Raw genomic sequence first — 25,689 nt, 5'->3', positions numbered from 1 at the left:
GGGCCGAACGGTAGGAACCGCCCACGTCTCCGGTCGTCAAAGCGGTCCTTGACCCCTATCCGCCGCTAGGTGGATTTTTCGGCATTGCCGACGTCCTACCCTCGGCTCATGTCGCAGCGCCGCCCCCCAACCTGGACCGACTGGCTCGTCGCGGTGATCGTCGGCCTGTTCGCCGTGGCCGAGGAGGTCAGCGGGAGGACGGCCGCTCCCGGCCGTCCGCAGGCGGCGTGGTGGATAGCGGCCGGCATCGCCGCGGCCGCCCTGGTGCTCCTGTTCAGCCTGCTCAGCGAGGTGCGGCTGCGCAGTGTGAAGGCCGGGACAGGGCTGGCGGCTACCGCCGCCTTCGTGGGGTCGATGCTGGCTCTGTCCTCGCCTCCGGCCGGGTGGGGCGACGTGGCCGTGGCCCTGGTGATGAGCGCGATCGCGGCCGGGGCCGGCATGGCGGTGCGCCGGCACCGGATCATCGCGATTCAGGCGGAGGAGCGCGGAGAACTCCTCGCCCGGGAGGCCGTCTCCGAGGAGCGCGCCCGGATCGCCCGCGAGCTGCACGACATCGTCGCGCACAGCGTCAGCGTCATGACCATGCAGACCGGCGGCGTGCGGCTCATGCTGCGCGAGGACCAGGACCGCGAGCGCCAGGTGCTGGCCGTCATCGAGGAGACCGGCCGGGGAGCCGTGGAGGAGCTGCGACGCATGCTGGGCCTGCTGCGCGGCCCGGACTCCGACGGACTCACCCCGCAACCCGGCCTCGACCGGCTGGACGACCTGCTCGACCACGTGCGCTCGGCCGGTCTCGACGTGAAGGCCGAGATCCAGGGCGACCCCCAGCCGCTGCCGGCCGGGCTCGACCTGTCCGCCTACCGCATCGTTCAGGAGGCGCTGACCAACGCCCTCAAGCACGCCGGGCCCACCGACGTGGCGGTCACCATCGCCTACCGGCCTCGGGAGCTCACCCTGGAGATCGTGGACCAAGGGCCGCGCGACAGCCGTACGAGGGGAAGGGCCGAGGCGCCGGAACGGCGCGGCCACGGTCTGGTGGGCATGCGCGAGCGGGTGGCGCTGTTCCACGGGTCGCTCGCCACCGGGCCGCGCCCCTCCGGAGGGTACGGCGTGCGGGCGGTGCTGCCGCTGTGAGCGTCGGCATCGTGATCGCCGACGACCAGGCGATGATCCGCACCGGGCTGCGGCTGGTGATCGGCACTCAGCCGGACCTCACCGTGGTGGGCGAGGCGTCCGACGGCACGGAGGCGGCCGAGCTGGCCCGGACCCTGCGGCCCGACGTCGTGCTGCTCGACATCGCGATGCCGCGCGTGGACGGCCTGACGGCGGCCGGACGCATCCTCGCCCAGCCCGACCCGCCTGGGGTCATCATGCTGACCACCTACGACACCGACGAGAACCTGGACCGGGCCCTCCGCGCGGGGTCAGCGGCTTCCTGCTCAAGATCTCGCCGCCCGAGCATCTGTTCGCCGCCATCCGCAGCGCCGCCCGGGGCGAGGCCCTGCTCGATCCGGCCGTGACGCGAAGGGTGATCGCCGCATGCACCCAGGTGCCCGAGCCCACGCCCGTCACCGAATCCGGCCTCACCTCCCGCGAGCAGGAGGTGCTCCGCCTCGTGGCGCGGGGGCTGTCCAACACCGAGATCGCCTCCACGCTGTTCATCTCGGAGGCCACGGTCAGCACGCACATCAACCGGCTGCTGGCCAAGCTCGGCCTGCGTGACCGGGCCCAGGCCGTGCGGTACGCCTACGAGAGCGGGGTCGTCCGCCCCGGCTCGGACCCCGGCTGACCCCCCAGGCGTACAGCCGCCGCCCGGGTGAGCGCGCGGCCGCCAGCCCGCGTGCACGTGCAGCCGCCGCCCTGCCACCGACCGCGTGAGCGTGGAGCGGCGGGACCGGCTCCCGCTCCTTCATCGCCCGGCGGTTTCGGCGCGGCCCCCGGGGTGGTGACGCGGGCGACGGACGGACGAGGCGGGCGGTGACGGACGGATGAGGCGGGCGGCCGTGATGCCGGTAGCGTTGGGTGCCATGACAGCTATCGACCCCACCGCCTCGGGCGCCTACGGCATCGGCCTCGCGACGACCGCCGCCGACGGCACCGTCCTGGACACCTGGTACCCCTCTCCCGCGCTGGGCGAGCCGCCCTTCCCGGGCACGGAGCCGCTGGCCGTCTCGGGCCTCGACGAGGAGGTGGCTGCGCTGGTCGGGCCGGACCCCGTGCGGGGTGTGGAGGTCGTGGCGGTGCGCACCGGCATCGTGAGGCTGTCCGAGCCGCCCGCCGACGCGTACGACGTCTACCTCAGGCTGCACCTGCTGTCCGCCCGGCTCGTCCGGCCGCACGGGCTGAACCTCGACGGGATCTTCGGGCTGCTGGCCAACGTCGTGTGGACCAACCACGGACCGTGCGCCGTCGAGGATTTCGAGGCCGTACGGCTCCGCCTGCGCGCCCGGGGGCCGGTGACCGTCTATGGGGTGGACAAGTTCCCCCGGATGGTCGACTACGTGCTGCCCTCGGGGGTCCGGATCGCCGACGCCGACCGTGTGCGGCTCGGGGCGCACCTGGCCGCCGGCACGACCGTCATGCACGAGGGCTTCGTGAACTTCAACGCGGGCACGCTCGGCGCCTCCATGGTGGAGGGCCGGATCTCGGCGGGGGTCGTCGTGGGGGACGGCTCCGACGTCGGCGGAGGGGCCTCGATCATGGGCACCCTGTCCGGCGGCGGCAAGGAGGTCATCTCCGTGGGCGAGCGCTGCCTGCTGGGCGCCAACTCGGGCATCGGCATCTCCCTCGGTGACGACTGCGTTGTCGAGGCGGGGCTGTACGTCACGGCTGGAACCAAGATCGCCCTTCCGGACGGCGGCGTCGTCAAGGGCAGGGACCTGTCCGGCAAGTCGGGGCTGCTGCTGCGCCGCAACTCGACCACCGGCACGGTCGAGGCCGTACCCCGGGCGGGCACCGGCATCGAGTTGAACGCCGCGCTCCACGCCAACGACTGATCATGAGGGACGTTCACAAACGCCCCTGAGATGTCCCTGAGTCAGCCCTGAACTTGGCCGTCCGCCCTGTGATTGCGGGGCGGGCGGCTCGTACGGTGAAGACATGGGACGCATTCTTCTAATCGCAGCGGCCGTCATCGTCGGCCTCTTCCTGTTCGGCTCCGTCATCGGGCTCATCTTCGGGGCGCTGAAGTGGCTTCTGATCATCGGCGCCATCGCTCTGATCGTGTCCGTCGTCTTCAAGCTCACCCGGTCCGGTGGGAGCGGGGACCACTACGCCTGACCGGCGGACGCGCACAGTCACTCAGCCCGCCGTGGTCGCCGATGGTGGCCGGGTCGTGGACCTCGGTTCCGGACCGCCCCCTCCCGCTGGCCACATATCATTGCTCATATGAGCGTGTATTCACATGAGCCGCCGGTGGACGCCGACCGAGTCAGCGCGGTCATGGCTTCGCTGCCTCCGCAGGCGGCGATCGAGGGCCTGGCCGAGGTCTTCGGGCTCCTCGCCGATCCGGGGCGGCTCCGGCTCATGGCCGCGCTCCTCGAAGGCGGCGAGATGTGCGTCCGCGACCTGGCGGCCGCCTGCGGCCAGAGCGAGTCGTCCGTCTCCCACGCGTTACGGCTGCTCCGGCTGAACCGGGTCGTGAAGGTGCGCCGGTCCGGCCGGATGGCCTACTACCGGCTGGCCGACTCGCACGTGCGGATGCTCTTCGACCTGGCCCTCACCCACGTCACCCACGACGAGGGCGACCACCGTGAGTGACTACGAGCACGGACACGAGCGTGAGCGTGAGCACGGGCATGGGCACGGGCATGGGGTGAAGGCGGACGCCGATCGGCGCTCCCTCGCCTGGGCGCTGGCGCTGATCCTGGGCTTCATGGCGGCGGAGGTCGTGACCGGCCTCATGGCGGGCTCCCTGGCGCTGCTCTCCGACGCCGGGCACATGCTGACCGACGCGGCGGCCATCGGGCTCGCCCTCGTCGCCATGCGGATCGCCGCCCGGCCGCCCCAGGGTGGCTTCACCTACGGGCTCAAGCGCGTGGAGATCATCAGCGCGCAGATCAACGGCATCACGCTGCTGCTGCTCACCGCGTTCTTCATCGGCGAGGGCATTCGCAGGCTGATCTTCCCGCCCGAGGTCGAGGGCGTCCTCGTGCTCGTCACCGGCCTCGCCGGCATCGTCGTCAACGTGGGCGCCGCGTGGCTGATCAGCAAGGCCAACCGGTCGAGCCTCAACGTCGAGGGCGCCTTCCAGCACATCGTCAGTGATCTCTACGCGTTCATCGCCACCACGGTCGCCGGGCTGGTGGTGTGGCTGACGGGCTGGGCCCGCGCCGACGCCATCGCCGCCCTGGTCGTGGCCGCGCTGATGCTCAAGGCGGGCTGGGGGCTGGTCCGCGACGCCGGCCGTGTCTTCCTCGAGGCCGCCCCGGCGGGGATGGCGCCCGCCGAGATCGGCGCCCAGATGGCGGCGATGGACAAGGTCGTCGAGGTCCACGACCTGCACGTCTGGGAGGTCACCTCCGGCTACGCCGCGCTCTCCGCCCACGTGCTCGTCGCCCCCGGCGCCGACTGCCACGCCGTACGGCAGGCCACCGAGGTGATGCTGCGGGAGAGTTACGGCATCGAGCACACCACCCTCCAGGTGGACCACGCCTCGCCCCGGCTGCTGGTCATCGGCGAGGACGGCCCGCACTGCCGCGACTCGCACGGCCCCTCCCACCCCGGAGCGGCCTAGGCAGTGTCTGCGGCGCGCCGCGACTCAAGGGCTTTGAGCCGAACGGAGGCTCCCCGCGGACCTTGTCGTTCCGCGGCGAGCGAGGGCGACGGCCGCTAGCGTGCCGATGTGACCGCCTCCCTCAAGCCTGATCCCCCGCGGGATGAGTACTGGAATCACAACGTGCGCTACCACCGCGTGGTGCTCGACGCGGTGCCGTACGGCTGCGACACGGCGCTCGACGTCGGGTGCGGCGACGGGCTCCTGCGCCTTCTCCCCGGAGCGCACGTCCGCCGCCTGCTCCTGCTGCGCTACTCGATCGTCTGGCACAAGCCTCCCGAATAGGGTGAACGCCGGCTTGACCTTGCCGTAGCGTCAACGTTTCCGATGAACGGCATGCGGATCGGTGAGCCGCGCCGAAGTCAGCCACGTCCGCTTCTTCGCCGACAGCCCGAGCGCGGCACTGGCCGCCCTCCACCCCTGCGAAGAGCGGGGAACCTGGCGTGATCTCTAGGCGGCGGTCGGGTCGCGGCGACTCGCGAGCCAGCTCCAGCGCGGCCCCTGCGTGACGGCCGCCAGCACGACCAGCACGGTCACGAGGATGGCCACGGGTACGGGCCAGGCCGCCCAGGAGGAGACGACGGCGTACCCTCCTTCCGCCTCCGCCACGCCTTCCTTGATCACTCATCTCGACCGCTCAGCCTTGACCGCTCAGCCTTGACCGCTCAGGCTTGACCGCTCAGGGGAGCGCGACGGGAAGTGGGCAACCAGGGTTCGACAGGCCACGGATCAAGCCGACCCAGACTGCTCGGCCTCATCCTGCCGTTGGGCAGGCGCGCGAAAACGCGGGTGTCAGGCGGCGGTCAGGCGTTGCCCGCTCGATCGACGTTGTCGGCGGGACTCGCGAAGGATCGCCCGCAGCCGATCCCGTACGGCGACCGCCTGTGGACGCAGGGCAGGGTCGGCCGCCGCCTTCTCGGAGCGGATGAGCTCGATCTCCAGATTGTGGACATGGCACAGCGGCTTAGCCTTGTCGATGTCGGTATCGCCGCCGGCCCACCAAGAGACGTCGTGATCGATATCGGTCCAGGGCAACGGCACGTCGCAGCCACCGTGCCACTGGCAGGTACGGTACTGGGCCGAAAGGGCCACCCGCTGCCGAGTCGAGAACAGGCGGCGGGCCCGCCCGGCGTTCAGCGGCTCCCCTGTTATGGCGTCGGCGATGATCGCCGTAACCGTCGCGTCCTTGGCCAGTGCCCGGACAGCGGCGGGCGGCAGCAACTGCCCCCAGTCGGTCTCCGCTGGAGGAGACCCCGGCTCGCCGGTCAGCGTGCTCCACGGCACGATCAAACGCACCTGGCACCGCGCGCCGCCCCGAATCACCGGCTCTGAATCGCGGGCAACAGAAACCCCCTGCGGCGAATCACCCATGGGATCGGCTTCGGGATCGGACGCCGTCTCGTGATGCAGAACACCACCCTGGTCCTCGGGAGAGTGGATGGTGGGTGTCGCGCGGATGCCGGTGAAGGCGGACATGGCTGTCTGCACGCCACATATGAAAGCGTCGTAGCGGCGGCGTTCGGCGGGTTGCCTGTCGCCCGCGGCCGGGGCGATGGAATGGCCCTCCAGCAACTCCTTCAACAGGGCACCTCCCGCGCCCTCTCCTTTGACGTGGAACTCGAACCCCGCTCCCCCATCAACAAAACGAAACGAGGCGGCACGGTGGCGGTGGTGCTTCGCCAGCAACCGATCCGGCAGGGTGGGGTCCAGGTTCCACGCCTCACGTCGCGCCTGCGCGTGCAGCCGACGGGGAGACATGCCTGATCCGGACAGACCGGCGTGATCGAGCAGGGCCACCTGCATTCGCCTGATCACGTCGCCCTTCGGGACGCGAGCGGTGTCCACGCTCTGGACCGCGTGCTCGACCCCATGGGCGATCTCCAAAAGATGACCGAGCCCGATCCGCCGTCGCGAGAGCGCCTCCAGAGAAGGCTCCAGCCGCTCGAACCACTCGGCCACACGTGCCCGGGCCACCGATTCTCCATCGCGGAGGCCGCAGACCTGCTGCAGGAACGAGGCGCTCGAACGCTGGCCGACCAGGCGAGCGCCGTCCATCTCGGAAAAGCGGTGCAGACGCCGAGCGGATTCGACCTCAAGGTCGGCGACCAGCTCCTGCAACGCCTGAACCTGTCCCGCCAGCACCTGAGCTCTCGCCTTGGCCAGCATCTCGGCCCGTTCGATGTCCATGCCGGCATTCGGGTCACCGATGGTCTCGAAAGGGTCGGCGAGAAGCGGCTCGGCCGCCAGGATCTCCAGACCCTGCCGGATGAGCTTCAAGCCGTCCATCATCACCGCCACATCGACACTCTATACGAACGCCTGTTCGTAATGCATGAAACGATCTTCCCTTCTTAAAGATCTACCTTCAGCTCGGTTCGCCAGGGACACAACCGCCGCGAAGTTGCTTTCGCCCGCGACGAACCTCGCCGCACGGCGACCGGAGGAACGCCTAGCGTGGGCGGATGAGCGATCTCCACTTCGCCGAGGTGAACGGCGTACGGCTGGCTTTCCAGGTCTCCGGGGACGCGGACGCGCCCCCGTTGCTCCTGCTGCACGCGCGGCGCGGATCACTCCGGTTGGAAGGGCGTCATCGACCGCCTCGCCGCTTCCTGGCGGGTCTACGCCCCGGACCTGCGAGGCCATGGCCAGAGCGACTGTCCGGGCGCCTACGGCCTGGAACTGATGCGCGATGACACGGTCGCCCTGCTCGGCCACGTCGGCGTGGCGCGCACGGCGATCGTGGCTCATTCCCTCGGCGGCTTCGTCGGGTTCCTGATCGCCGATGAGCATCCCGGCCTGATCGAGCGGATGGTGCTGGAGGACGTGCCCGCGCCGCATCCGGCCGGAGTATCGCTGCCCGATCGGCCGGAGGGGCCTCTCTCCTTCGACTGGGCCATGGTCGAGGAGACCACCTACCAGCGGAACCACCCCGACCCCGCGTGGCTCGACCGGCTCGCCGACATAACGGCGCCGACGCTCGTCATCGCCGGAGGCGCGACCAGCCACCTTCCGCAGGACCAGGTCGCCGATCTCGCCTCACGCATCCCGGGCTGCCGGATTGTCACGATCGAGGGCGGTCACGACATCCACACGACGCGCCCGGATGAGTTCCTCGACGCCGTGACGACGTTTCTCCGGCGCTGACGCAGGTACAGCAGACACAGGTACAGCAGGCGCAGGTACAGCAGGCGCAGGTACAGCAGACACAGGGGACGACTACTACGCCGGGTCCGTCAAGAGGGGATCACCTGGGACAGGTAGCATCCGTGAGTCACACTTATCGCGAATGGGGATCGTCATGACCGTCAAAGTGACCGTCACCGGCGCGGCCGGCCAGATCGGTTACGCGCTGCTCTTCCGCATCGCCTCGGGCCAGCTCCTGGGCGCGGACACCCCGGTGAAGCTCAGCCTGCTGGAGATCCCGCAGGCGGTCAAGGCCGCCGAAGGCACCGCGATGGAGCTCGACGACTGCGCGTTCCCGCTGCTGCGCGGCATCGAGATCTCCGACGACCCCGCCAAGGCGTTCGACGGCGCCAACGTCGCGCTCCTCGTGGGCGCGCGTCCTCGTACGGCCGGCATGGAGCGGGGCGACCTCCTCCAGGCCAACGGCGGCATCTTCGGCCCGCAGGGCAAGGCCATCAACGACCACGCGGCCGACGACATCCGCGTGCTGGTCGTCGGCAACCCGGCCAACACGAACGCGCTCATCGCGCAGTCGGCCGCGCCGGACGTCCCGGCCGAGCGCTTCACGGCGATGACCCGCCTCGACCACAACCGCGCGCTCTCACAGCTCGCGGCGAAGCTCCGCGTCCCGGTGACCGAGATCAGGAAGATGACGATCTGGGGCAACCACTCCGCGACGCAGTACCCGGACCTCTTCCACGCCGAAGTCGGCGGCAAGATCGCCGCTGAGCAGGTCGAGGAGGCGTGGCTGCGCGACACTTTCATCCCGACGGTCGCCAAGCGCGGCGCCGCGATCATCGAGGCCCGTGGCGCCTCGTCGGCCGCCTCCGCCGCCAACGCCGCCATCGACCACGTGTACGACTGGGTGAACGGCACGCCCGAGGGCGACTGGACCTCGGCCGCCATCCCCTCCGACGGCTCGTACGGCGTGCCCGAGGGCATCATCTCCTCCTTCCCCGTCGTGTCGAAGGACGGCAAGTGGGAGATCGTCCAGGGCCTGGAGATCGACGCGTTCTCCCGCGAGCGCATCGACGCCTCGGTGAACGAGCTGATCGAGGAGCGCGACGCCGTCAAGGAGCTCGGCCTCATCTGACACCGGCTTCATCTGACACCGGCTTCATCTGACGTCGGCTTCATCTGACGCTTCGGGGGCGGATGCCTCACAGCCGTGCGGTACGGCTTTCGCTGGGCAGATAACCGCCATGACCGAATACGACACAGAGTTTGACATTGTGGTCCTCGGCATGGGACCCGGCGGCGAGGACGTGTCGGGACGGCTCGCGGAGGCGGGCCTCAGCGTGGCGGGAGTCGAAGCGGGCCTGGTCGGCGGCGAATGCGCCTACTGGGCCTGCGTGCCGTCCAAGATGATGATCCGCGCGTCCGGCCTGCTCGCCGAGGGACGGCGGATCAGCGGCATGGCGGGCTCGGCCGACGTGCGTCCCGACTGGACGCCGGTGGCGCGCAGGATCAGGGACGAGGCCACCGACGACTGGAGCGACAAGGTCCCGGCGGAGCGCTTCGAGAGCAAGGGCGGCCACCTCGTCCGCGGCCACGGGCGGATCACCGGGCCCAGAGAGGTCACCGTCGGCGGCCGGGTGCTGCGGGCCCGGCGCGGCATCGTCATCGCCACCGGCACCGAGCCCGCCATCCCTCCCATCGAGGGGTTGAACGGCACGCCGTACTGGACGAACCGGGAGGCGGTCGCCGCCGAGGAAACACCGGAGTCGCTGATCGTCCTCGGCGGCGGCTCGGTCGGCTCCGAGCTGGCCCAGGTCTTCAGCCGCTTCGGCACGCGCGTCACGCTGGTGGAGGCGGCGGACCGGCTGCTGCCCCAGGAGGAGCCGGAGGCGGGCAGGCTGCTGGCCGACGTGTTCACCCGGGAGGGCATCGCCGTACGGACCGGGACCAAGGCCGAGAGGGTCGCACACGACGGCGAGGGGTTCACGCTGACGCTGGAGGGCGGCGAGACGGTTCGCGGGACGAGGCTGCTCGTCGCCACCGGCCGCCGCACCGACCTGACGGCCATCGGCACCGGGACCGCCGGTCTCGACGAGTCGGCCGAGTTCATCGAGGTGGACGAGCGGATGCGGGCCGCCGACGGGGTCTGGGCGGTGGGCGACGTGACCGGCCGGGCGGCGTTCACCCACGTCGCGGTCTACCAGGGCCGGATCGCCGCCAGGGACATCCTGGGCGAGGGCGGCCCGGCGGCCGACTACCGGGCCGTCCCGCGGGCCACGTTCACCGATCCCGAGGTGGCGTCGGTGGGCCTCAGCGAGCAGCAGGCCCGCGACGAGGGACTCCGGGTGCGCGTCGGCTTGGCCGCCGTCGACGAGTCGGCCCGCGGCTGGATCCACAAGGCCGGCAACGACGGCCTCGTCAAGCTGGTGGAGGACGCCGGGCGAGGCGTCCTGGTGGGTGCGACGAGCGCCGGGCCCGCCGGTGGCGAGGTCCTCGGCGCGCTGGCGGTGGCGGTGCACAACGAGGTGCCGACCGCGCGGCTCCGGCACATGATGTACGCCTATCCGACCTTCCACCGGGCGATCGAGGACGCCCTGGAAACCCTGGAGTAGCGCGCCGGCGATCTGATGCCGAGATGTGACCAACCACGAGTGCGGCAGCGGGGTCTCATTCATGGGAGAAGGAGATCGCCATGAAGAAGACCACCCCGCCGGCCGCACGGGAGCAGGCCGGCCTCGCCCGGAAAGGGCTGGCCGCGTTGACCCTTTCCGCACTGACCCTATCCGCGCTGCCCCTTTCTACGCCGCCCGTTTCCGCGCCGGCCCTCGCGGCCACCGCGACCCCCGCCCAGGCCGAGGCGAACGGCCGCCATTCCATTCGGTACGCGTCGGTGAAGGCCTGCAAGACCAAGGACGGCGCGCAGTTCCCCTGCGGGCCGTGGCGGCTCGGCCTGCGCGGAGGCAAGCAGGTCGTGCTGAAGGACGCCCTGGTGTGGCCGCGCGCGAGCAACGGCAAGACCAACAAGAGCATGACCGCGCCGATGGCGGTGAGCGGTGACGGCGAGACCGTCGCCTACTTCCGCAAGTCGGACGGCCGGGTGGTCGTCCGCGAGCTCGGCGGCGCCGTCCACGTCATGCCGAAGATCGCGCTCCCCCGGGGCATCGGCATGGAAGGGCTCGACCTGAAGCTCTCGCTGGACGGCGAGCACCTGGCCGTCGAGTACTACGACGAGACCAACAGGCAGCCGACCCGCGTGTTCGACACCTCACATCCCGGCAAGCCCGGAGAGATCCCGGGGAACACGATCTTCCAGAGCTTCAGCGGCGACGGTCAGGCGGTCCTGGCCGGGGTGACGACCGACGACAACACCACCCAGCTCGTGACCTACGACACCGGCGGCAACGAGCTGAGCCGGGTCGAGCCGCCCCAGGTCGTCGCCAACAACGAACCGCACGCCCTGTCCTCGGACGGCCGCACCGTCGCGTTCCTCACGGGAACCGGGCAGAGGCCGGTGCTCAAGCTCTACGACATCGGGACCGACCAGATCGTACGGACCATCCGGTTCAAACTCTCCGAGGAGAACCTTCCGTACATGCTCGACTGGACGGGTGAGCACCAGATCACCATGCACGTCACGGGCGCCGGCGACATGGCGGGGGCGCCGATGACGATCCTGGAGCTCGACACCGGCACGGGAGCCGTTAGGGTCCGGGACTCCTACAAGATGCCCAAGGACGCGTTCACCTTCATGGCCTGCGGAGGCTGAGCCAGCAGAGGCTGAGCCCGCGGAGGCTGAGCCGGCCGAGGCTGAGAGGCTCATCGCGATCAGCGCGGCCACCTCGGAGGCGACGGTGAGGCGCTGGGTCAGCCCGGCGGGCACCCACCCCGGGTCCAGGCCCAGCGCTCTTACGGCGTACGGCAGGACCACGAGGACGAGCGACCCCAGCGCGACGAGGCTGAGCGCGCGGGCCGCCCTTGCGCTCCTTCCGCCTCCTGCGCCCCTTCCGCTCCTTGGGCCCCTTCCGCCCCCCGCGCCCGTGATCCGGGAGAGGACCAACCCCGCGATCGGAATACTCAGGAAGGCGATGAACGCGGCATAACGATGGATCCCACCTGACATCGACAGCGACACCCCCGGCCGGTCCGTGGGGAACCCGGCGACCAGCAGCAGGCAGCAGCTCCACAGGCCCGCCAGCAGCGCGACCCCGCGGTGGAGCCGCGCCAGCCGTACGGCGAGCACGGCCGAGCCGGACGCGAGAAGCACCAGCGAGACGGGCAGCAGCCAGCCGTGCGGCGCGAAGGCATACTCGCTGATCATGTCCCGCAGCGGGTCGAGGCCGGACACCAGGTGCAGGAGCACCATCGCGGTCACACCCGCGCCGACGATCACATACCCGGCATGATCCAACCTGTCATGCCGCCCCCTGATATCGCTGAACCGCATCCCCATGGCTCATCACTGTGGCCATGGGCCTTCGAACAGCCCATCGGAAATCGGCCCGACACAGCCCTGAGGCGCCCCCTAGCCGAGGTTAGGGGCCGTACGGCGCCGGCCCCTGGGGATCAGGGACGTGACCAGCGAAAACGACCTCAGGAGGCGTCGGCGGAGTCGGCCGGGGCGGTCTCGGGGGTGGAGACGCGGAACCAGCGGCAGCCGTACCGGCCGAGCTCGAACTCCGCGCGCCCGTCGTCGGAGATCTCGATCGTGCCGTCCACGAGCAGGTCGGTGAGCACCTTGGACGAGCCGATCCCGTCGAGTGCGATCTCGACCTTGGTCTCGGCGTCGCTGAAGTTGTGCACGGCCACGACGGTCTCGCCGTCCGCGTCCGCCCGGTGGGCGAGGACGGAGTAGGCCCCGGAGTCGAGCCCAGTGGAATCAAGCACGGTGGACTCGCCCCACGCCAACTCGGGGCACTCGCGGTACAGCCGGATGAGCCGGGTGATCCAGAGCAGCAACGAGTCGGGATCCCGCTGCTGGGCACTGACATTGACCTCCTCAGGGCCGTAGTCCCCCTTGGGCATGGCATTGTGGATCTTCGAGGGGTCGGCCGTGGTGAACCCGCCGTTGCGGTTAGGCGTCCACTGCATGGGCGTGCGGACGGCCTGGCGGCCCTCCAGCTCCAGGTTCTCCCCCATGCCGATCTCCTCGCCATAGAAGAGGACCGGAGTGCCCGGCAGGGAGAACAGCAGGCTGTAGACCATCTTGATCCGGTCCATGTCTCCGCCGAGCATCGTGGGGAGGCGGCGTCGCAGGCCCCGGCCGAAGAGCTGCATGTCCTTGTCCGGGCCGAAGGCGGCGAAGACCTCCTCACGCTCGGAGTCGCTGAGCTTGTCGAGGGTGAGCTCATCGTGGTTGCGGACGAACGTCGCCCAGTGGCTGTCCTTGGGCGGCCGGGGACGCTCCCGCATCGCGGCCGCGAGCGGCCGGGCGTCCTCGCGGGCCAGCGAGAGGTACGTCCGCTGCATGCCGATGAAGTCGAAGCACATCGTGATCTCGTTGCCGAGGGAGCTCCCGAAATACTTGACCAGGTCGTCGTAGGGCAGGTTCACCTCGCCGAGCAGCGCGGCGCTGCCGTCCCTGCGGTTCATGAAGGCCCTCAGGTCGGCGAAGAACTCGTGCGGGTCGGGCAGCTTCTGGCCGTCGGTCCCTGTGTCGGTGTCGGTGACCTGCTCGATCAGGAACGGCACGGCGTCGATGCGGAAGCCGGAGAGTCCCAGCTCCATCCAGAATCCGAGGATCCGGGCGATCTCGTCCCGCACCTCGGAATTGGCCGTGTTCAGGTCAGGCTGAAATCGGTAAAACCGGTGGAAATAATACTGTCCGGTCTTCTGGTCGAACTCCCACAGGCTGTTCTCCTTGTCGGGGAAAACGATGCCCTTGGGGTCGTCGGGCTCGGGCTTGTCCGACCAGATGTACCAGTCGCGGTAGCGGGAGTCCCTGCTGGAGCGGGCCTCCTTGAACCAGGGGTGCTCGTCGGAGGTGTGGTTGACGACCAGGTCGGCGATCACCCGGATGCCGCGGTCCCTCGCCACCCGCATGAACTCGACGAAGTCCCCGAGCGTGCCCAGGCGGGGGTCCACACTGTAGAAATCGGTGATGTCGTAGCCGTCGTCGCGGTCGGGCGTCGGGAAGAACGGCATCAGCCAGATGCAGGTCACACCCAGTCTGTCGAGATGGTCGATGTGCTGGATGGCTCCGCGGAAGTCGCCGATCCCGTCGCCGTCGCCGTCCGCGTACGTCTCGATGTCCAGGCAGTAGACGACCGCGTTCTTCCACCACAGGTCAGACGTCATGCTCAGTCTCATGACCCTTCCGGCTGCCCGGCAAAGGCCCGGCAAAACATCCGGGCCCGCGCCGCCGGAGCGGACGCGGGCCCGGATTTCGAACCGTTGAGCTGTTTTGACGAACTCTGCGAGCCGTCCGGGACGGTGTCCCGGAGCTGCTCGTAGAGCTATGTTTCAGAGCTTAGAGCGGCGTGACCTGCTCGGCCTGCGGACCCTTGTTGCCCTGGACGGTCACGTAGCTGACGCGCTGGTTCTCGTCCAGGCTGCGGTAACCACTCGAGGTGATCGCCGAGTAGTGAACGAACACGTCAGGGGTACCGTCGTCCGGAGCGATGAACCCGAAGCCCTTTTCGGCGTTGAACCACTTGACGGTGCCTTCAGACAACTGCTTCTCCTTTTCGGGAGCCTCACCGCGTCACCAGGTCGATGACACGGGGCTGCTAGCGGACCCTACCCTGCATCCGCGAAAAACGCTGGAAAAGCAAGCACGCCCGCTGTCGGGAAATTCCCGAGTGCGCTTTTTGGAAAGAACACGTTCTTGGAAACCACCACTGCAACACCAGCAGCCTATACGCAGCCTACCCACATCTCCAAACACCTAAGCAGGGGCAGCCATATACCAGCGGGCGTGGCCGTCGCCGCGGGTCAGCGAGTCGAGCCTGCGGGGCAGCTCCTGCCGGGAGAACGGGTCGCCCAGCGCGTTGCGGATGTGGATCCCCACGGCGTACATGTCCCTGACCTCCATCAGCGTACTGTAGCCGGGCCATAGCCGCAGGTCAGAGCCGTATGCGTGGGCGAAGTCGTCCACGTCGGCGGCGGACAGGCCGAACCGGCGCTGCCCGTGGTAGGTGTGCACCAGGTCCCACTCACGGGGCCCGACGGCGACGCCGTCCCAGTCGCACAGCACGACGTGGCCGTCCTGACATCGCAGCAGATTGTCGATCCACGCGTCGCCGTGCAGAAGGACGGGAGGGCCGGTCTCCAGGCCCTGCCAGCGGCCGGTGAGCTCCTCGATCCGGTCGCTCAGCCAGGCCCGCTGTCCGGCGGTGAGCACCTCGGCGCGATGCTCCACGGCGTGCCGCACCTCGGCCAGCGGATCGGTGAGCCGCCGCAGCGCCATGGGCGGCACCGGCAGCCGGTGCAGGTTGCGCAGCACCCGGCCCAGCTCGCTCGTGGTGGGACGGCCCCTCGACCGGACGTACCTCCAGAACGTGACCGCCCGCCCGCCGTACACGATCGGCTGGCCGGGGATCTCGTCCACCGGCCGCACGGCCGGGAAGCCCCGGTCGGCGAGCCAGCGGGCCACCGCGAGCACGACCGGCAGCCGGGTCAGCGCGTCGGGGGCGGTCGCGATCCGTACAACCATGTCGCCCATGTCGCCCATGTCGCCTGTGCCGCCGCGGAGCCTGAACACCGCGTTGCTGCGCAGCCGCAGGAGCTGCGCGCCCGTGGCGTCGACCCCGAGCTGCCCGCAGACATCGCGGAGGAGCCCGAACGCCTCGTCGGCCAGCGGCCGGACTATGGTCCTCACGCGCGGCTCAGACCGGTCTCAGAAGCCGGCAGGAGACCATCCGAACGCAGCAGGCCCTCCAGGGCCAGCCGTGGCGACGACTCCGCCAGCACCTGCCGCAGATGCCGTACGGCGGGCAGCCGCGGGTCAGCGTCGGCCAGCAGCGCCCTGGCCCGGGTGACCACGATCGAAGTGCGGTGCTCGGCCGGCACCTGCCGCAGCGCCTCGGCGGCGATCCGGCAGGCCTCCTCGTGGTCCCCGTTCCTGGCCAGGTGACTGGCCTGGTCGAGCAGGATCAGGGCGGGGTCGATCGTGTGGAAGCCGGACGGGAACGCGTCGAGGCCGTTGATCTGCTCGGCGTCGCCCAGCTCGATCAGCGTCCCGGTCCGGTAGAACATCATTCTTTTCTCGGTGAAGACGAAGGCCAGGTCGTCCTGGCTCATGCCGCGCATGCGGGCGAAGATCTGCTCGGCCTCCGCGAGGGCGATCCTGGCCGCCTTGCCGTCGCCCATCCGGGCCAGCGCCCGCGCCTCGGCCGCCGCCGCGAGGGCCGCCGGGGAGCTCGGGGCCGACCCGGCCAGCATCCGGGCCTCCCGTGCCAGCCGTACGGTCTCGTTGAGGTCGCCGTAGTAGTAGAGCAGCATCGTCTGCTGCGCCCGGACGAGGGCGCGCAGGCGGAGGTCGCCGACGTCGTCGGAGGCGGCGCGGGCCGTGCCGTACCACGCGTGGGCCTGCCGCGTGTCGCCCAGCTTCATCAGCGCGTCGGCGGACAGCAGGGCGAGCATGGTCGTTGCGGTGAGGAGGCGGCGCTGGACCGAGGACGGCTGGCGGGCCCCGCTCAGCTTCCGCACGTCGGAGAGCTCCAGCATGACCCGGCACAGCATCGGCATCGGCGGCGTGGTCATGTACTCCCGGCGGTAGCGGAGGACCTGCTCGTCCAGCCGGTCGAGCTGGTCTTCGGTCACCGTGCCCGCCGCGAGGGTCCGGTCGAGATCGTGCCGGGTGCCCTCGACCTCGGCGAAGAACCGGCCGTTCGGCGTGCCGAGGAGCATGGCCTGGTGGAAGAGCGCCCGGCGCTCGGTGTCGTCGCCGCCCGCGTCGTCGAGGTGGGCGGGCTCCTCGGACTGGCCGGGGCCGACCACGACCACCTTCTGGCCGCCCTGGTCCTCGCAGTAGTCCGCGGCGAGGCCGAGCCGTACGGCGTTGGCCCTGTAGAGCCGCGCGAGCAGGTCGATGGTCTGGGGGCGGGGGCGCGCCCGGTTGTTCTCCCAGGCGTTCAGGAGGTCGATGCTGGCGCGGGGAAGGCCGAGAGACTGCCGCTCACACAGGGACTCCAGCTCCTCGATCGCCTGCCTGGCCGACCAGCCGCGGCCGAGCCGGTGGGCCTTGAGCATGCTCACGCCGCAACATCCGTGGATCGCCTGGACCGTCTGCCAGAGCGTCCACTGCCGGGCTTCGGCCTGCTCACGCCAGCGACGAGCGCATGCGGGTGAATGTTCTCCACGGGCCATGTACGTGCCCCTCCGCAGTTGGAGTGTCGCAGTTACGGATATTTCCCCAACGTAAACCCGCATGTACCGAACCACCCCGCACCGTTATGCGTTCGTGGCCCGGGACCCGAGGATGTTCCACGGAATACCCACGAGTTCCCTGGTTATTGCACGGTTTCGTGGAATCGCCGCGATTGCCGGTAGGACAGCACGGGTTCACCCTTTCCGGTGTTAGGTCCCAACTGATGGGCCACAACGTCCCCCCGGAGGCCACCATGACGGCAGATCGCAGTGAGGCGATGGACCATCTCGAGCGGCTCGCCGCTCAACTGGAGGCCCACTCCTTCCAGGTGCGCCTGTCGGCGCCCGCCGGGCTCTACCCGCGCCTGCGCGTGGTCAACCCCATGGCCCCCGCCATGGCCGAGGACGTCCTGGCGTCGAACGCCAACGACGGCGAGTGGTGGTACTGGCTGTCGTGGGCGGGCCGGATCGGCCACGCCTCCGACGTCGTCACCGCCGCCGAGCGGATCGCCAGCGTCCTCCACGTCATCCGCAGGTAGCGTCATGGCCCGTCATCGCGGCTGGAGGACGCCGTCCACGTAGAGGTCCACCTTCTCGTTGTAGAAGGCGGCCAGGCCGGCGATCTTCTGGCTCTCGGGGAGGGGCGCCGGGTAGGACCAGACCAGGTCCCTGCCGCCCTCGCCCTCCCCCACGGACCAGTACTCCGCCTGGCCCTTGTACGGGCAGTGGGTCACCGTGTCCGAGCGGTGGAGCAGGTCGAACCGGACGTCCGTCTTCGGCAGGTAGTAGCGCGGCCGGAGCCCCGTCTCGAACAGGATCCGCGGGCTGCGCGAGTCGGCGACCGTCACGCCGTCGACCTCCACGCGGACATGCCGGGAGCTCGCCAGGATGTCCACCCTCCGGTACGGATCACGGGGGTGGACGGTGACCTCCTCGTCCTCCTCGAACCAGTTGTCCATGGACTTCCAGTCGAGCCGGACGTGCCCGCGGATCTGCTCCAGCGGGGCGTCGTCCCCGTAGACGAGGGCGGCGTCGGGCCTGCCGGCGATGTCATGGAGCTCCCCGTCGCCCCGGCTCGGGGAGTGCTCCTTCCGGCCGGTCGCCTTCAGCGACTCCATGTCGACGTCGTCGACCGGGAAGTAGTAGGTCGGGTAGTACGGCACCTCCCACACCAGCAGGGCGCGGATGGTGTCGGCCACCGGCCGCCCGTTGACATAGGCGCGCACACGCTTGGCCGTCGCCTCGACGCGGACACGGCCCCGTTTGGTCGGTTCCATGCCGGACGCAACCACCGGACGCCGGGCCCTTATTCCCGCACTTCCCCGAACTTCCCGGAACTTCCCCCGAACTCCCCGGAACTCGCCCCGCACTTCCCCCGCACTTCCGGGGGCTTCCCCGTACGGCCTGCCTCACAATCCGTATTTCGCGATGTGCGGCCGCGGGCCCCGGGGGGCGCTATCGACAGCGAGCGGATTAGTCGCTTACCCTCGGCTAGGTGGGTCTTCGCCTTTACGATACGCATGGTCGCACAGTGCGTGATTTCACCCCCCGAATTTCCGGAATGGTGTCCATTTATCTCTGCGGCCCCACCGTCGTCGTTCCGCCGCACGTCGGGCAGATCAGGTCGCAGGTGAGTTTCGACATTCTGCATCGGTGGCTGAGGACCAAGGGTTACAAAGTGCTGCTGTGCCGTAACGTCACCGACATCGAAGACAAGATAATCGGCAGGTCCCTTTCCGAGGGGAAGCCGTGGTGGCGGATCACCGATCTGGTCTACCGGTCCTTCGCCCGGACGTACGCCGCGCTCGGCTGCCTTCCGCCCAGCGTGGAGCCACGGGCGACCGGCCACATCCCCGAGATGATCGAGATGATCGAGGAACTCGTCGCCGCCGGCCACGCCTACGAGTCCGACGGGAACGTCTACTTCTCCGTCGATTCCTACGCCGATTACGGATCACTCTCCGGGCAGCAGGCGAAGCACATGCGGATCACCGAGGAGAACGAGCGGGGAAAACGCGACCCACGCGATTTCGCGCTGTGGAAGCGGGCGAAGCCGGGCGAGCCGTTCTGGACCGCGCCCTGGGGCGAGGGACGGCCCGGGTGGCATCTGGAATGCTCGGCCATGGCCCGGAAATACCTCGGCACGGAATTCGACATCCACGGCGGCGGGGCAAATCTGATATTTCCGCACCACGAGAACGAGATCGCGCAGTCGCGTGCGGCGGGAGACTCTTTCGCGCGTTTCTGGCTGCACAACGGGCCGGTGACGCACCGGGGTGAGAAAATTCGCAAGCACGTCCGCAACCCGCTCGCCGTCCCGGCCCTGCTGGATCGGATTCGCCCGGTGGAGCTCCGCTATTACCTCGCGGCCGCCCATTATCGCTCTCCGATGGAATTCTCGGTGGAGGCGGTCGAGGAGGCGGCCACGGCCTACCGCCGGATCGAACGGTTCGTGTTCCGGGTCGCCTCGGAGCTCGGCTCAGAGCCGGGTTCCGCTCTTCCCATCCAGTTCAGCGAGGCCATGGACCACGACCTGAACGTCTCGCAGGCGCTGTCGGCCGTACACGCCGCGGTAGGCGAGGGCAACGCCGCGCTGGGCTCCGGAGACGTGGAAATGGCCGCCGCGAAATGCCGCTCGGTGCGGGCGATGCTGAATGTCCTCGGCCTCGACCCGATGAGCGAGAACTGGGCGCGGGAAACGCATCTCCAGGATGTCGAGGGAGCCGTACTCCGGGTCGCCAGGAATCTCGCCGCGGCGAGCGCCGCGCAGGGAGATCACGAACGCGCCCGGGTCATGGAGCTCCAGATCGACATGGCCCTCAGAAAACGCCGCCAAATCAAGCACTCCGCGCTTATCAGATAGCTCCCCTATCCGCTGCGCACGCCCTGGAACCGACCGGCCGGGTGGGGGTGGCGGCAGGGGTCGCCATAGGCTGCCCGGGTGAGAAGGATCGTGATCGACTGTGACCCGGGGATCGACGACGCGCTGGCGATCACCCTCGCCCACGGCAGCCCTGAGCTGGAAATCCTGGGGATCACCACGGTCGGCGGCAACGTCTCGCTGGAGAAGACCACGGCCAACGCCCTGAAGCTCAGGGAGTTCCTGGGGTTTCCCGAGGTTCCCGTCGTCCCCGGCAGCCCTGGAGCGCTCCTTCGGAGCCGGGTCGACGCGGCGGACGTTCACGGAGACTCGGGGCTGGGAGACGCCCGCCTGCCCGCCCACACCCTTCCGCTCGCGGATGGGCACGCCGTCGACTTCATCATCGAGACGCTCGCCGCACATCCCGGCGAGGTCACGCTGGTGGGCATCGGCCCGCTGACGAACGTGGCCCTGGCCGTACGCAAGGAGCCGCGGATCGCCGAATGGGCCCGCGAGTTCGTGATCCTCGGAGGCTCCTACACCCGGGGCAACTTCACCCCGGCGGCCGAGTTCAACATCGCGGCCGACCCGGAGGCGGCGGCCATCGTCTTCGCCGCCGGCTGGACCGTCACGATGATCGGCCTCGACGTCAGCCGGTCCGCCCTGGCCACGGGAGCCGTGGTCGACCGTATGCGGGCGATGGGACGTCTGGGCACCGACCTGCTCGTGCCGTGTGTCGAGTTCTACGGCATGGTGACGGCGGACGACGGCCCGGCCGTCCACGACGTCTGCGCGATCGCCTACCTGATCGACCCGACGCTGATCGAGATACAGCCCGCCGTGGTCGAGGTCGAGACCGTGGGCCGTTTCACGTCGGGTATGACAGTGGTCGATTTCGATCTTCGCGACCGGATCCCCAACGCCCTGGTCGGCACCTCAATCGACGTCCCCCGGTTCTGGGAACTGACCCTGTCCGCCTACGCCGAGGTCGCCCGCCACCTCCCACCCCACCCCCGGGCGTGATCATGCGCGCCTTCCCGCACGCACCCCCCGACCCGCGCAAATGACGGCCGTGATCATGCACGCCCCCGCCTGACCGGGCGCCGTCTTTACTCGTGAGGCGATTTGTCGACAATCGACAAACTCATTGAGGGGTGAGCTGGTGCCGATTACGACCTTGCAGCTGACCGCCTTGGCCTATGGCTACCGGACTGGCGAGTTCACGCCCGCCGATATCGACGTCGCCGGCATGCCGACCACGGCCGCCTGCCCGGGCTACGCGTACCGGCCGTCCCGATCCGCGCCCATCATGGACCGGCTTCTGGCGGCGGGAGCCGTACTGATCGGGACGAACAACCTCGACCAGTTCGCCACGGGGCTGTCCGGATCGCGCAGTCCGTACGGCTCCTGCGAATCGAGCTGGCCCGCGTACCTGGCCACAGCGAACCGGACATGACTTGAAACATCGCTAAACATCGCCGAAACATGGGTTTCCTACGCTCCGGACATGGCGGACATATTCGGCTCATATGCCCTAGCCGATGCGTGGGACGTGGAGCAGCAGTGACGGCCACGAGGGAGCTGCTGAGCCGGATCGCCGAGACCCTCTACTGGATCGGCCGCTACGTCGAGCGGGCCGACGACATCACCCGGCTGCTGGACGTCGCCCTTCGCCGGGAGCGACCCGCCTCGCCTGAAAACCGACCTGAGCACATCAGCGGAAGTAGAAGTTACCCCGCGAGGGTAATCCTGATGATTTCTTGGGAATCATGACGGCAAGAGTTGAGAGGAGGGCCCCGATGAAGAAGGTGCAGATCGTGCCGCGACCGCGGCCACCGAAGCACCCCGAGCCCGTCGACCTGCGCACCCCTTCGGGCCGGGTCCTTCCGTTCTGAGAAGGTCACGGCCCGAGGCGGTTCAGCTCCGGGCCAGTTCGTAGCAGCGGCCGAAGCCCTCCAGCACGGCGGGCCAGGAGCACTTCACCGGTTGCGTCTCCCGGTTGTGCTCGGCGATCGACAGCCGTAGCTCGGTGTCGCGGGTCAGCCTGACGACGGCCGCGACCAGGTCGTCGAAGGTCCTTCCCAGCAGGCCCTCCTTGCCGGGCCGCACGAAGTCGGCCACGCCGCTCTGGGCGCGGGCGACGACCGGGACTCCGGCCGAGCGGGCCTCGAGCGCGGCGAGGCCGAACGACTCGCGCGGCGCCGGGGCCACGAACACGTCGGCCGAGGCGAGCAGGTCCTTGATCTGCTCCCGGCTGAACCTGCCGGGCAGCGACACCCAGTCCAGCCGCCGCGCCCGCAGGTGGCGCTCCATCCGGGTCCGTGCGGGGCCGTCGCCCACGATCGTGGCCCGCATCATGACGTCCCTCGGCACCCGCGCGCGCGCCGCCTCCAACAGCTTCAGCAGCCGCATCGGCTGCTTGCGCGGCGCCAGCCGCCCCACCGCCACGACGTGGACGGCCTCGCCTCGCACCGCCGGGACCGTGGGCCGCCATGCGGAGACGTCGAGCCCGTTGGACACGACCTGCACCGGAACGCGGGGCCCGGCGACGGCGCGGATCGGGCGGGCGGCCGCCTCGCTCACGGCGGTAGCGACCAGCCCCCACCGCCGCCACTCGAACGCGGCCTGTAACGCCCGGTAGACGCCCCGGGTCACGGGATCCCACATGCTGTGCACCGTCACGACGACCGGCAGCCCCGCCCGTACGGCCGCGCGCACGCCCATCCAGGCGAACGGCGAGACCGCGCCGGTGTGGACGTGGACCACCTCGGGCCGGAGGGAGGTCATGAGCCGGAGCAGGTGGGAGGTGCCGCGCGGGTGCACCGGCAGGTCGAACGGCAGCGCGGCCACCACGCGGTGCACGCCGGGCAGGCTCTCCCCCGGTGTCGCCGTCGCCACCTCGACGCTGTGGCCCGCCTCGCGCTGCGCCCTGACGAGGTCGGCCACCTGGACTTCGATGCCCCCGAGCCGCGGCAGGTAGCAATCACTGATGTGAAGGATCCTCACCGAGCCAGCCTGGCAGAGTGGGCGACGCCCATCAAACCGCGTCCATGACGGGGACATGACGAGGGATATGACCGGGCCATGACGAGGGACATGACCAGGACATGACGGGGAGGGGCGGCCGCACACCGGGAGCCCCACGTGGGATCATGGGGCAGGACGAGGACGACACTTCGTGGAGCACGATGACAACGTTCGGCAGCCGGGACAAGGGAGCCGGGATGAAAACGGCGGTGTTCTTCCACGCCCATCCCGATGACGAGGCGCTGCTGACCGCCGGGACCATGGCGATGCTGGCGAGCGAGGGGCACCGGGTCGTGCTGGTCGTGGCGACCGCCGGGGAGCGCGGCCTGGCCGAGCTTCCGCACGGCGACGAGCTCGCCAGGACCAGGATGGACGAGCTTCACAAGTCGGCGGCAGCGCTGGGCTGCGCCCGGGTCGTGCAGCTCGGGTACGGCGACTCCGGCCTGGCCATCGACGGCGGCGTGGCGGACGACCGCCCGGAGAACGCGTTCATCGACGCCGACATCGAGGAGGCGGCGCAGCGGCTGGCCGCGATCCTCAAGGAGGAGACCGCCGACCTGGTCACGATCTACGACCCCTCCGGCGGGTACGGCCATCCCGACCACGTCCAGGTCTACCGAGTCGGCACGCGGGCGGCAGAGATCGCCGGAACGCCGATCGTGCTGGAGGCGACGGCGAACCGGGACCCGCTCCTCAAGGGGGTGCGGCTGGCCGCCCGCTTCTATCCCTCCATCGACGTCAGGAGCTTCGAGCGCGCCTACTCCCCCAGCGAGGTGATCACCCACCGGGTGAACGTCCGCAGGTTCGCCAGGGCGAAGCGGGCCGCGATGGCCGCCCACGCGAGCCAGGCCACGGGCGGCGACGGAGACCGGACGCTGGGGGCCATGCTGAAGATCCCCCGCCTGGTGTACCGCTTCGTCTTCGGCACCGAGTGGTACGTACGGCGCGGCCTTCCGCCCGGCACCAGGCTGCGGCACCCGTTCGACACCCCCTGATCGACACCCCCTGGATCGGCGCTGATCGGCGCTGATCGGCGTCCCCTAGGGGTTCGATCATCCCCCAGGAGGAGACCGCCACTACGATCTCCCGGCAGACTGGAGGGGACCGAGACAAGTGGGGGCGTCGCGAGTGAACAAGAAGTGGCTGCAGATCGCCCTCTCCACGGCGTCTCTCGCGCTGGCCGTCGCGCTGGTCGTCTACCTGCCGCAGATCGTGCACGCGCTGACCGGGGCCAAGGTGAGCTGGCATGAGATCGGCCGCGAGTTCGGCAGGCTGAGCTGGCAGACGATCGCCCTGATGACGGCGCTGTGGCTGGCCAGCCTCTGGGCGTACACCTTCGTGATGACCTCGGCGCTGCCCGGCCTCACCCACCTGCAGGCGCTGACGCTCAACGCGGCCGGGAGCGCGGTCAGCAACCTGCTGCCGTTCGGCGGAGCGGCCGGCGTCGCCGTGACCTTCGGCATGACCCGGGGCTGGGGCTTCGCCAACCGCCCGATCGTCGTCTACACCCTGGTCACCGGCATCTGGAACTCCCTGTTCCGGTTCATCCTGCCCGCCGTGGGCATCCTCGGCCTGCTCATGGCGGGCAAGGCCACCAACCCCACGGTGGCCAAGGCCGGATGGGCGGGAGCCGTCTCCATCCTGGCGCTGGTCGCCGTCGTGGCCGCCGCGCTCTACTGGGACCGCGCCGCGGGCGCCCTGGGCCGGGCCCTCGACGGTCTCGTACGGCTCGCGCCTCCCAGGTTCCGGCCCGCCGAGCACGCCGCCTCGGCGGCCATCGAACGGCTCCGCCGGGACACCGCGGAGATCATCCACAGGAAGTGGCTCGGCCTCTCGCTCGGCATGATCAGCTTCCTCGTTCTCCAGTGCCTGATCATGGCCGCCTGTCTCATGGCCACCGGCTCCTATCCCGGCCCGGCCGAGACGGTCGCCGTCTTCGCGCTGAGCCGGGTGCTGACCACGGCCCTCGTCACGCCGAGCGGCGCGGGGATCATGGAGGGCGGTGTGGCCGCCCTGCTGATCGGCGCGTTCGGACAGCCCGCGAGCGGAGCCACCGCGGCCGCCATTCTCTTCGGCTTCTGGACGTACACGATCGAGATCCCCTGGGGCGGGCTGGCGCTGGGCGGATGGGCGCTGCTCCGCAGGCGCGACGGCCGCGCCGCCCAGGCCAGGTCCGAGTCCGAGGCCGCGCTCGCCGTTCCCCCAACCCGGGCCACGTGATCACCTAGGATCACAGTCTGGGAGAGTGAGGGTGTCGGCGTTGGCAAAGACCTTGTGCCCGCTTCGCGGGCGCGCATACCGTTGCGGCTGACATGGAGCGGCAAGCAGGAGCGGGCGAGCACGGCGTGCGACGATCGCCCGGCGGCGACCACATGCGCATGACCACACGCACGACCACGGGCATGACCACGAGCGCGATCACAGGCACGGGCGTGAGCACGGGCATAGGCACGGGCATGGGCACGGGCACGGCGCGGCGGCGGATGAGCGTCCGATGAGCTCTGTGCCGACAAATCCAGGGCCCGCAAATCCAGGGCCGACAACTCCAGGGCCCGCAAATCTGGGGCCCGCAAATCCGGGG

Annotated in this window: 27 protein-coding genes and 2 pseudogenes; 20 read left to right on the top strand and 9 right to left on the bottom strand. The window is 69.8% G+C overall.

Translation table 11 applies throughout. From position 1 onward, the window contains the following. The first annotated feature begins 108 nt into the window (after nt 1-108). The 8 genes from ABH927_RS25055 (at nt 109) to ABH927_RS25020 (ending at nt 5,059) form a co-directional block, all read left to right on the top strand. Nucleotides 109-1,134 (top strand): sensor histidine kinase, encoded by a 1,026-nt coding sequence (locus ABH927_RS25055; protein ID WP_370025309.1) that lies wholly within the window; start codon nt 109-111, stop codon nt 1,132-1,134. Next, complete coding sequence (locus tag ABH927_RS25050; RefSeq protein WP_370025307.1) at nt 1,131-1,520, top strand: response regulator transcription factor; 390 nt, start codon at nt 1,131-1,133, stop codon at nt 1,518-1,520. The genes ABH927_RS25055 and ABH927_RS25050 overlap by 4 nt, the downstream gene beginning before the upstream one ends. Then, the gene (locus ABH927_RS25045) at nt 1,517-1,789 is read left to right on the top strand and encodes a response regulator transcription factor (protein WP_370025304.1); all 273 of its coding nucleotides are present in this window, start codon (nt 1,517-1,519) and stop codon (nt 1,787-1,789) included. Before ABH927_RS25050 ends, ABH927_RS25045 begins: the two co-directional genes overlap by 4 nt. Nucleotides 1,790-2,027: 238 nt before the next feature. After that, nucleotides 2,028-2,996, top strand: coding sequence for a 2,3,4,5-tetrahydropyridine-2,6-dicarboxylate N-succinyltransferase (gene dapD, locus ABH927_RS25040; protein WP_370025301.1), 969 nt, complete (start codon nt 2,028-2,030; stop codon nt 2,994-2,996). Nucleotides 2,997-3,099: 103 nt separating this feature from the next. Further along, nucleotides 3,100-3,279 (top strand): hypothetical protein, encoded by a 180-nt coding sequence (locus tag ABH927_RS25035; protein ID WP_370025299.1) that lies wholly within the window; start codon nt 3,100-3,102, stop codon nt 3,277-3,279. A gap of 108 nt (nt 3,280-3,387) precedes the next feature. Beyond that, the gene (locus tag ABH927_RS25030; protein ID WP_370025296.1) at nt 3,388-3,759 is read left to right on the top strand and encodes an ArsR/SmtB family transcription factor; all 372 of its coding nucleotides are present in this window, start codon (nt 3,388-3,390) and stop codon (nt 3,757-3,759) included. Then, the gene (locus ABH927_RS25025) at nt 3,752-4,735 is read left to right on the top strand and encodes a cation diffusion facilitator family transporter (protein WP_370025293.1); all 984 of its coding nucleotides are present in this window, start codon (nt 3,752-3,754) and stop codon (nt 4,733-4,735) included. Before ABH927_RS25030 ends, ABH927_RS25025 begins: the two co-directional genes overlap by 8 nt. A gap of 108 nt (nt 4,736-4,843) precedes the next feature. Continuing rightward, the gene (locus ABH927_RS25020; protein WP_370025290.1) at nt 4,844-5,059 is read left to right on the top strand and encodes a hypothetical protein; all 216 of its coding nucleotides are present in this window, start codon (nt 4,844-4,846) and stop codon (nt 5,057-5,059) included. A gap of 165 nt (nt 5,060-5,224) precedes the next feature. Here the strand turns inward: ABH927_RS25020 and ABH927_RS25015 are convergent, their stop codons facing one another. Further along, on the bottom strand, nt 5,225-5,383 hold the full coding sequence (locus ABH927_RS25015) for a hypothetical protein (RefSeq protein WP_370025287.1): 159 nt from the start codon (nt 5,381-5,383) through the stop codon (nt 5,225-5,227). Between the two features lie 183 nt (nt 5,384-5,566). Continuing rightward, entirely contained in the window at nt 5,567-7,063 is a 1,497-nt protein-coding gene (locus tag ABH927_RS25010; protein WP_370025443.1) for a DUF222 domain-containing protein, read from the bottom strand. Nucleotides 7,064-7,333: 270 nt separating this feature from the next. On the opposite strand from ABH927_RS25010, the pseudogene ABH927_RS25005 reads away from it, so the two are divergent. From ABH927_RS25005 to ABH927_RS24990, 4 genes and pseudogenes are all read left to right on the top strand, one after another. Continuing rightward, a pseudogene (locus ABH927_RS25005) lies at nt 7,334-7,918 on the top strand (alpha/beta fold hydrolase); the annotation flags it as partial. 154 nt (nt 7,919-8,072) lie between these two features. Further along, nucleotides 8,073-9,050: a malate dehydrogenase gene (locus ABH927_RS25000; RefSeq protein WP_370025285.1), complete on the top strand. Its 978-nt coding sequence runs from the start codon at nt 8,073-8,075 to the stop codon at nt 9,048-9,050. Between the two features lie 109 nt (nt 9,051-9,159). After that, nucleotides 9,160-10,527 carry an NAD(P)/FAD-dependent oxidoreductase gene (locus tag ABH927_RS24995; protein WP_370025283.1) on the top strand — a complete coding sequence of 456 codons (1,368 nt, stop codon included), beginning with the start codon at nt 9,160-9,162 and terminating at the stop codon, nt 10,525-10,527. A gap of 80 nt (nt 10,528-10,607) precedes the next feature. Further along, nucleotides 10,608-11,681, top strand: coding sequence for a hypothetical protein (locus ABH927_RS24990; protein ID WP_370025280.1), 1,074 nt, complete (start codon nt 10,608-10,610; stop codon nt 11,679-11,681). Between the two features lie 57 nt (nt 11,682-11,738). On the opposite strand, the pseudogene ABH927_RS24985 reads toward ABH927_RS24990, so the two are convergent. The 5 genes and pseudogenes from ABH927_RS24985 to ABH927_RS24965 all read right to left on the bottom strand — a co-directional run. Then, nucleotides 11,739-12,359: pseudogene (locus tag ABH927_RS24985) on the bottom strand (DUF998 domain-containing protein); the annotation flags it as partial. Between the two features lie 146 nt (nt 12,360-12,505). Then, a complete protein-coding gene (locus tag ABH927_RS24980; RefSeq protein WP_370025279.1) occupies nt 12,506-14,209 on the bottom strand; it encodes an alpha-amylase family protein in 1,704 nt (567 codons plus the stop codon). Nucleotides 14,210-14,381: 172 nt separating this feature from the next. Continuing rightward, nucleotides 14,382-14,585, bottom strand: coding sequence for a cold-shock protein (locus ABH927_RS24975; protein ID WP_261583644.1), 204 nt, complete (start codon nt 14,583-14,585; stop codon nt 14,382-14,384). A gap of 213 nt (nt 14,586-14,798) precedes the next feature. Further along, nucleotides 14,799-15,731, bottom strand: a complete 933-nt coding sequence (locus tag ABH927_RS24970; RefSeq protein ID WP_370025275.1) for a phosphotransferase enzyme family protein — start codon at nt 15,729-15,731, stop codon at nt 14,799-14,801. Next, a complete protein-coding gene (locus tag ABH927_RS24965; protein ID WP_370025442.1) occupies nt 15,728-17,104 on the bottom strand; it encodes an XRE family transcriptional regulator in 1,377 nt (458 codons plus the stop codon). The genes ABH927_RS24970 and ABH927_RS24965 overlap by 4 nt, the downstream gene beginning before the upstream one ends. 371 nt (nt 17,105-17,475) lie before the next feature. Between ABH927_RS24965 and ABH927_RS24960 the strand changes: the two genes are divergently transcribed. Continuing rightward, on the top strand, nt 17,476-17,760 hold the full coding sequence (locus ABH927_RS24960) for a hypothetical protein (RefSeq protein WP_261583647.1): 285 nt from the start codon (nt 17,476-17,478) through the stop codon (nt 17,758-17,760). 12 nt (nt 17,761-17,772) lie between these two features. On the opposite strand, the gene ABH927_RS24955 is transcribed toward ABH927_RS24960, so the two are convergent. After that, complete coding sequence (locus ABH927_RS24955) at nt 17,773-18,498, bottom strand: DUF427 domain-containing protein (RefSeq protein WP_370025272.1); 726 nt, start codon at nt 18,496-18,498, stop codon at nt 17,773-17,775. A 218-nt stretch (nt 18,499-18,716) separates the two neighbouring features. On the opposite strand from ABH927_RS24955, the gene cysS reads away from it, so the two are divergent. The 4 genes from cysS to ABH927_RS24935 all read left to right on the top strand — a co-directional run bounded on the left by cysS (nt 18,717) and on the right by ABH927_RS24935 (nt 21,854). Continuing rightward, nucleotides 18,717-20,084 carry a cysteine--tRNA ligase gene (cysS, locus tag ABH927_RS24950; RefSeq protein ID WP_370025269.1) on the top strand — a complete coding sequence of 456 codons (1,368 nt, stop codon included), beginning with the start codon at nt 18,717-18,719 and terminating at the stop codon, nt 20,082-20,084. A gap of 78 nt (nt 20,085-20,162) precedes the next feature. Continuing rightward, nucleotides 20,163-21,104, top strand: a complete 942-nt coding sequence (locus tag ABH927_RS24945; protein WP_370025266.1) for a nucleoside hydrolase — start codon at nt 20,163-20,165, stop codon at nt 21,102-21,104. Between the two features lie 139 nt (nt 21,105-21,243). Beyond that, nucleotides 21,244-21,537: an amidase family protein gene (locus tag ABH927_RS24940; RefSeq protein ID WP_370025264.1), complete on the top strand. Its 294-nt coding sequence runs from the start codon at nt 21,244-21,246 to the stop codon at nt 21,535-21,537. Nucleotides 21,538-21,644: 107 nt separating this feature from the next. Further along, the gene (locus ABH927_RS24935; protein WP_370025261.1) at nt 21,645-21,854 is read left to right on the top strand and encodes an alpha-E domain-containing protein; all 210 of its coding nucleotides are present in this window, start codon (nt 21,645-21,647) and stop codon (nt 21,852-21,854) included. Between the two features lie 144 nt (nt 21,855-21,998). Here the strand turns inward: ABH927_RS24935 and ABH927_RS24930 are convergent, their stop codons facing one another. Beyond that, nucleotides 21,999-23,087, bottom strand: coding sequence for a glycosyltransferase family 4 protein (locus ABH927_RS24930; RefSeq protein ID WP_370025259.1), 1,089 nt, complete (start codon nt 23,085-23,087; stop codon nt 21,999-22,001). Between the two features lie 218 nt (nt 23,088-23,305). Here ABH927_RS24930 and ABH927_RS24925 point away from each other — a divergent pair, with 218 nt between their 5' ends. The 3 genes from ABH927_RS24925 (at nt 23,306) to ABH927_RS24915 (ending at nt 25,606) form a co-directional block, all read left to right on the top strand. After that, nucleotides 23,306-24,103: a PIG-L deacetylase family protein gene (locus tag ABH927_RS24925; protein ID WP_370025256.1), complete on the top strand. Its 798-nt coding sequence runs from the start codon at nt 23,306-23,308 to the stop codon at nt 24,101-24,103. Between the two features lie 133 nt (nt 24,104-24,236). Then, complete coding sequence (locus ABH927_RS24920) at nt 24,237-25,328, top strand: lysylphosphatidylglycerol synthase domain-containing protein (RefSeq protein ID WP_370025254.1); 1,092 nt, start codon at nt 24,237-24,239, stop codon at nt 25,326-25,328. 92 nt (nt 25,329-25,420) lie between these two features. Continuing rightward, nucleotides 25,421-25,606 carry a hypothetical protein gene (locus ABH927_RS24915; RefSeq protein WP_370025252.1) on the top strand — a complete coding sequence of 62 codons (186 nt, stop codon included), beginning with the start codon at nt 25,421-25,423 and terminating at the stop codon, nt 25,604-25,606. Nucleotides 25,607-25,689 lie beyond the last annotated feature (83 nt).

It is taken from the genome of Planotetraspora sp. GP83 (assembly GCF_041262585.1).
Taxonomy (GTDB): domain Bacteria; phylum Actinomycetota; class Actinomycetes; order Streptosporangiales; family Streptosporangiaceae; genus JAOEGB01.
Note: the sequence above shows the minus strand (reverse complement) of the source record. Positions and strands in the feature narration are given on the sequence as shown.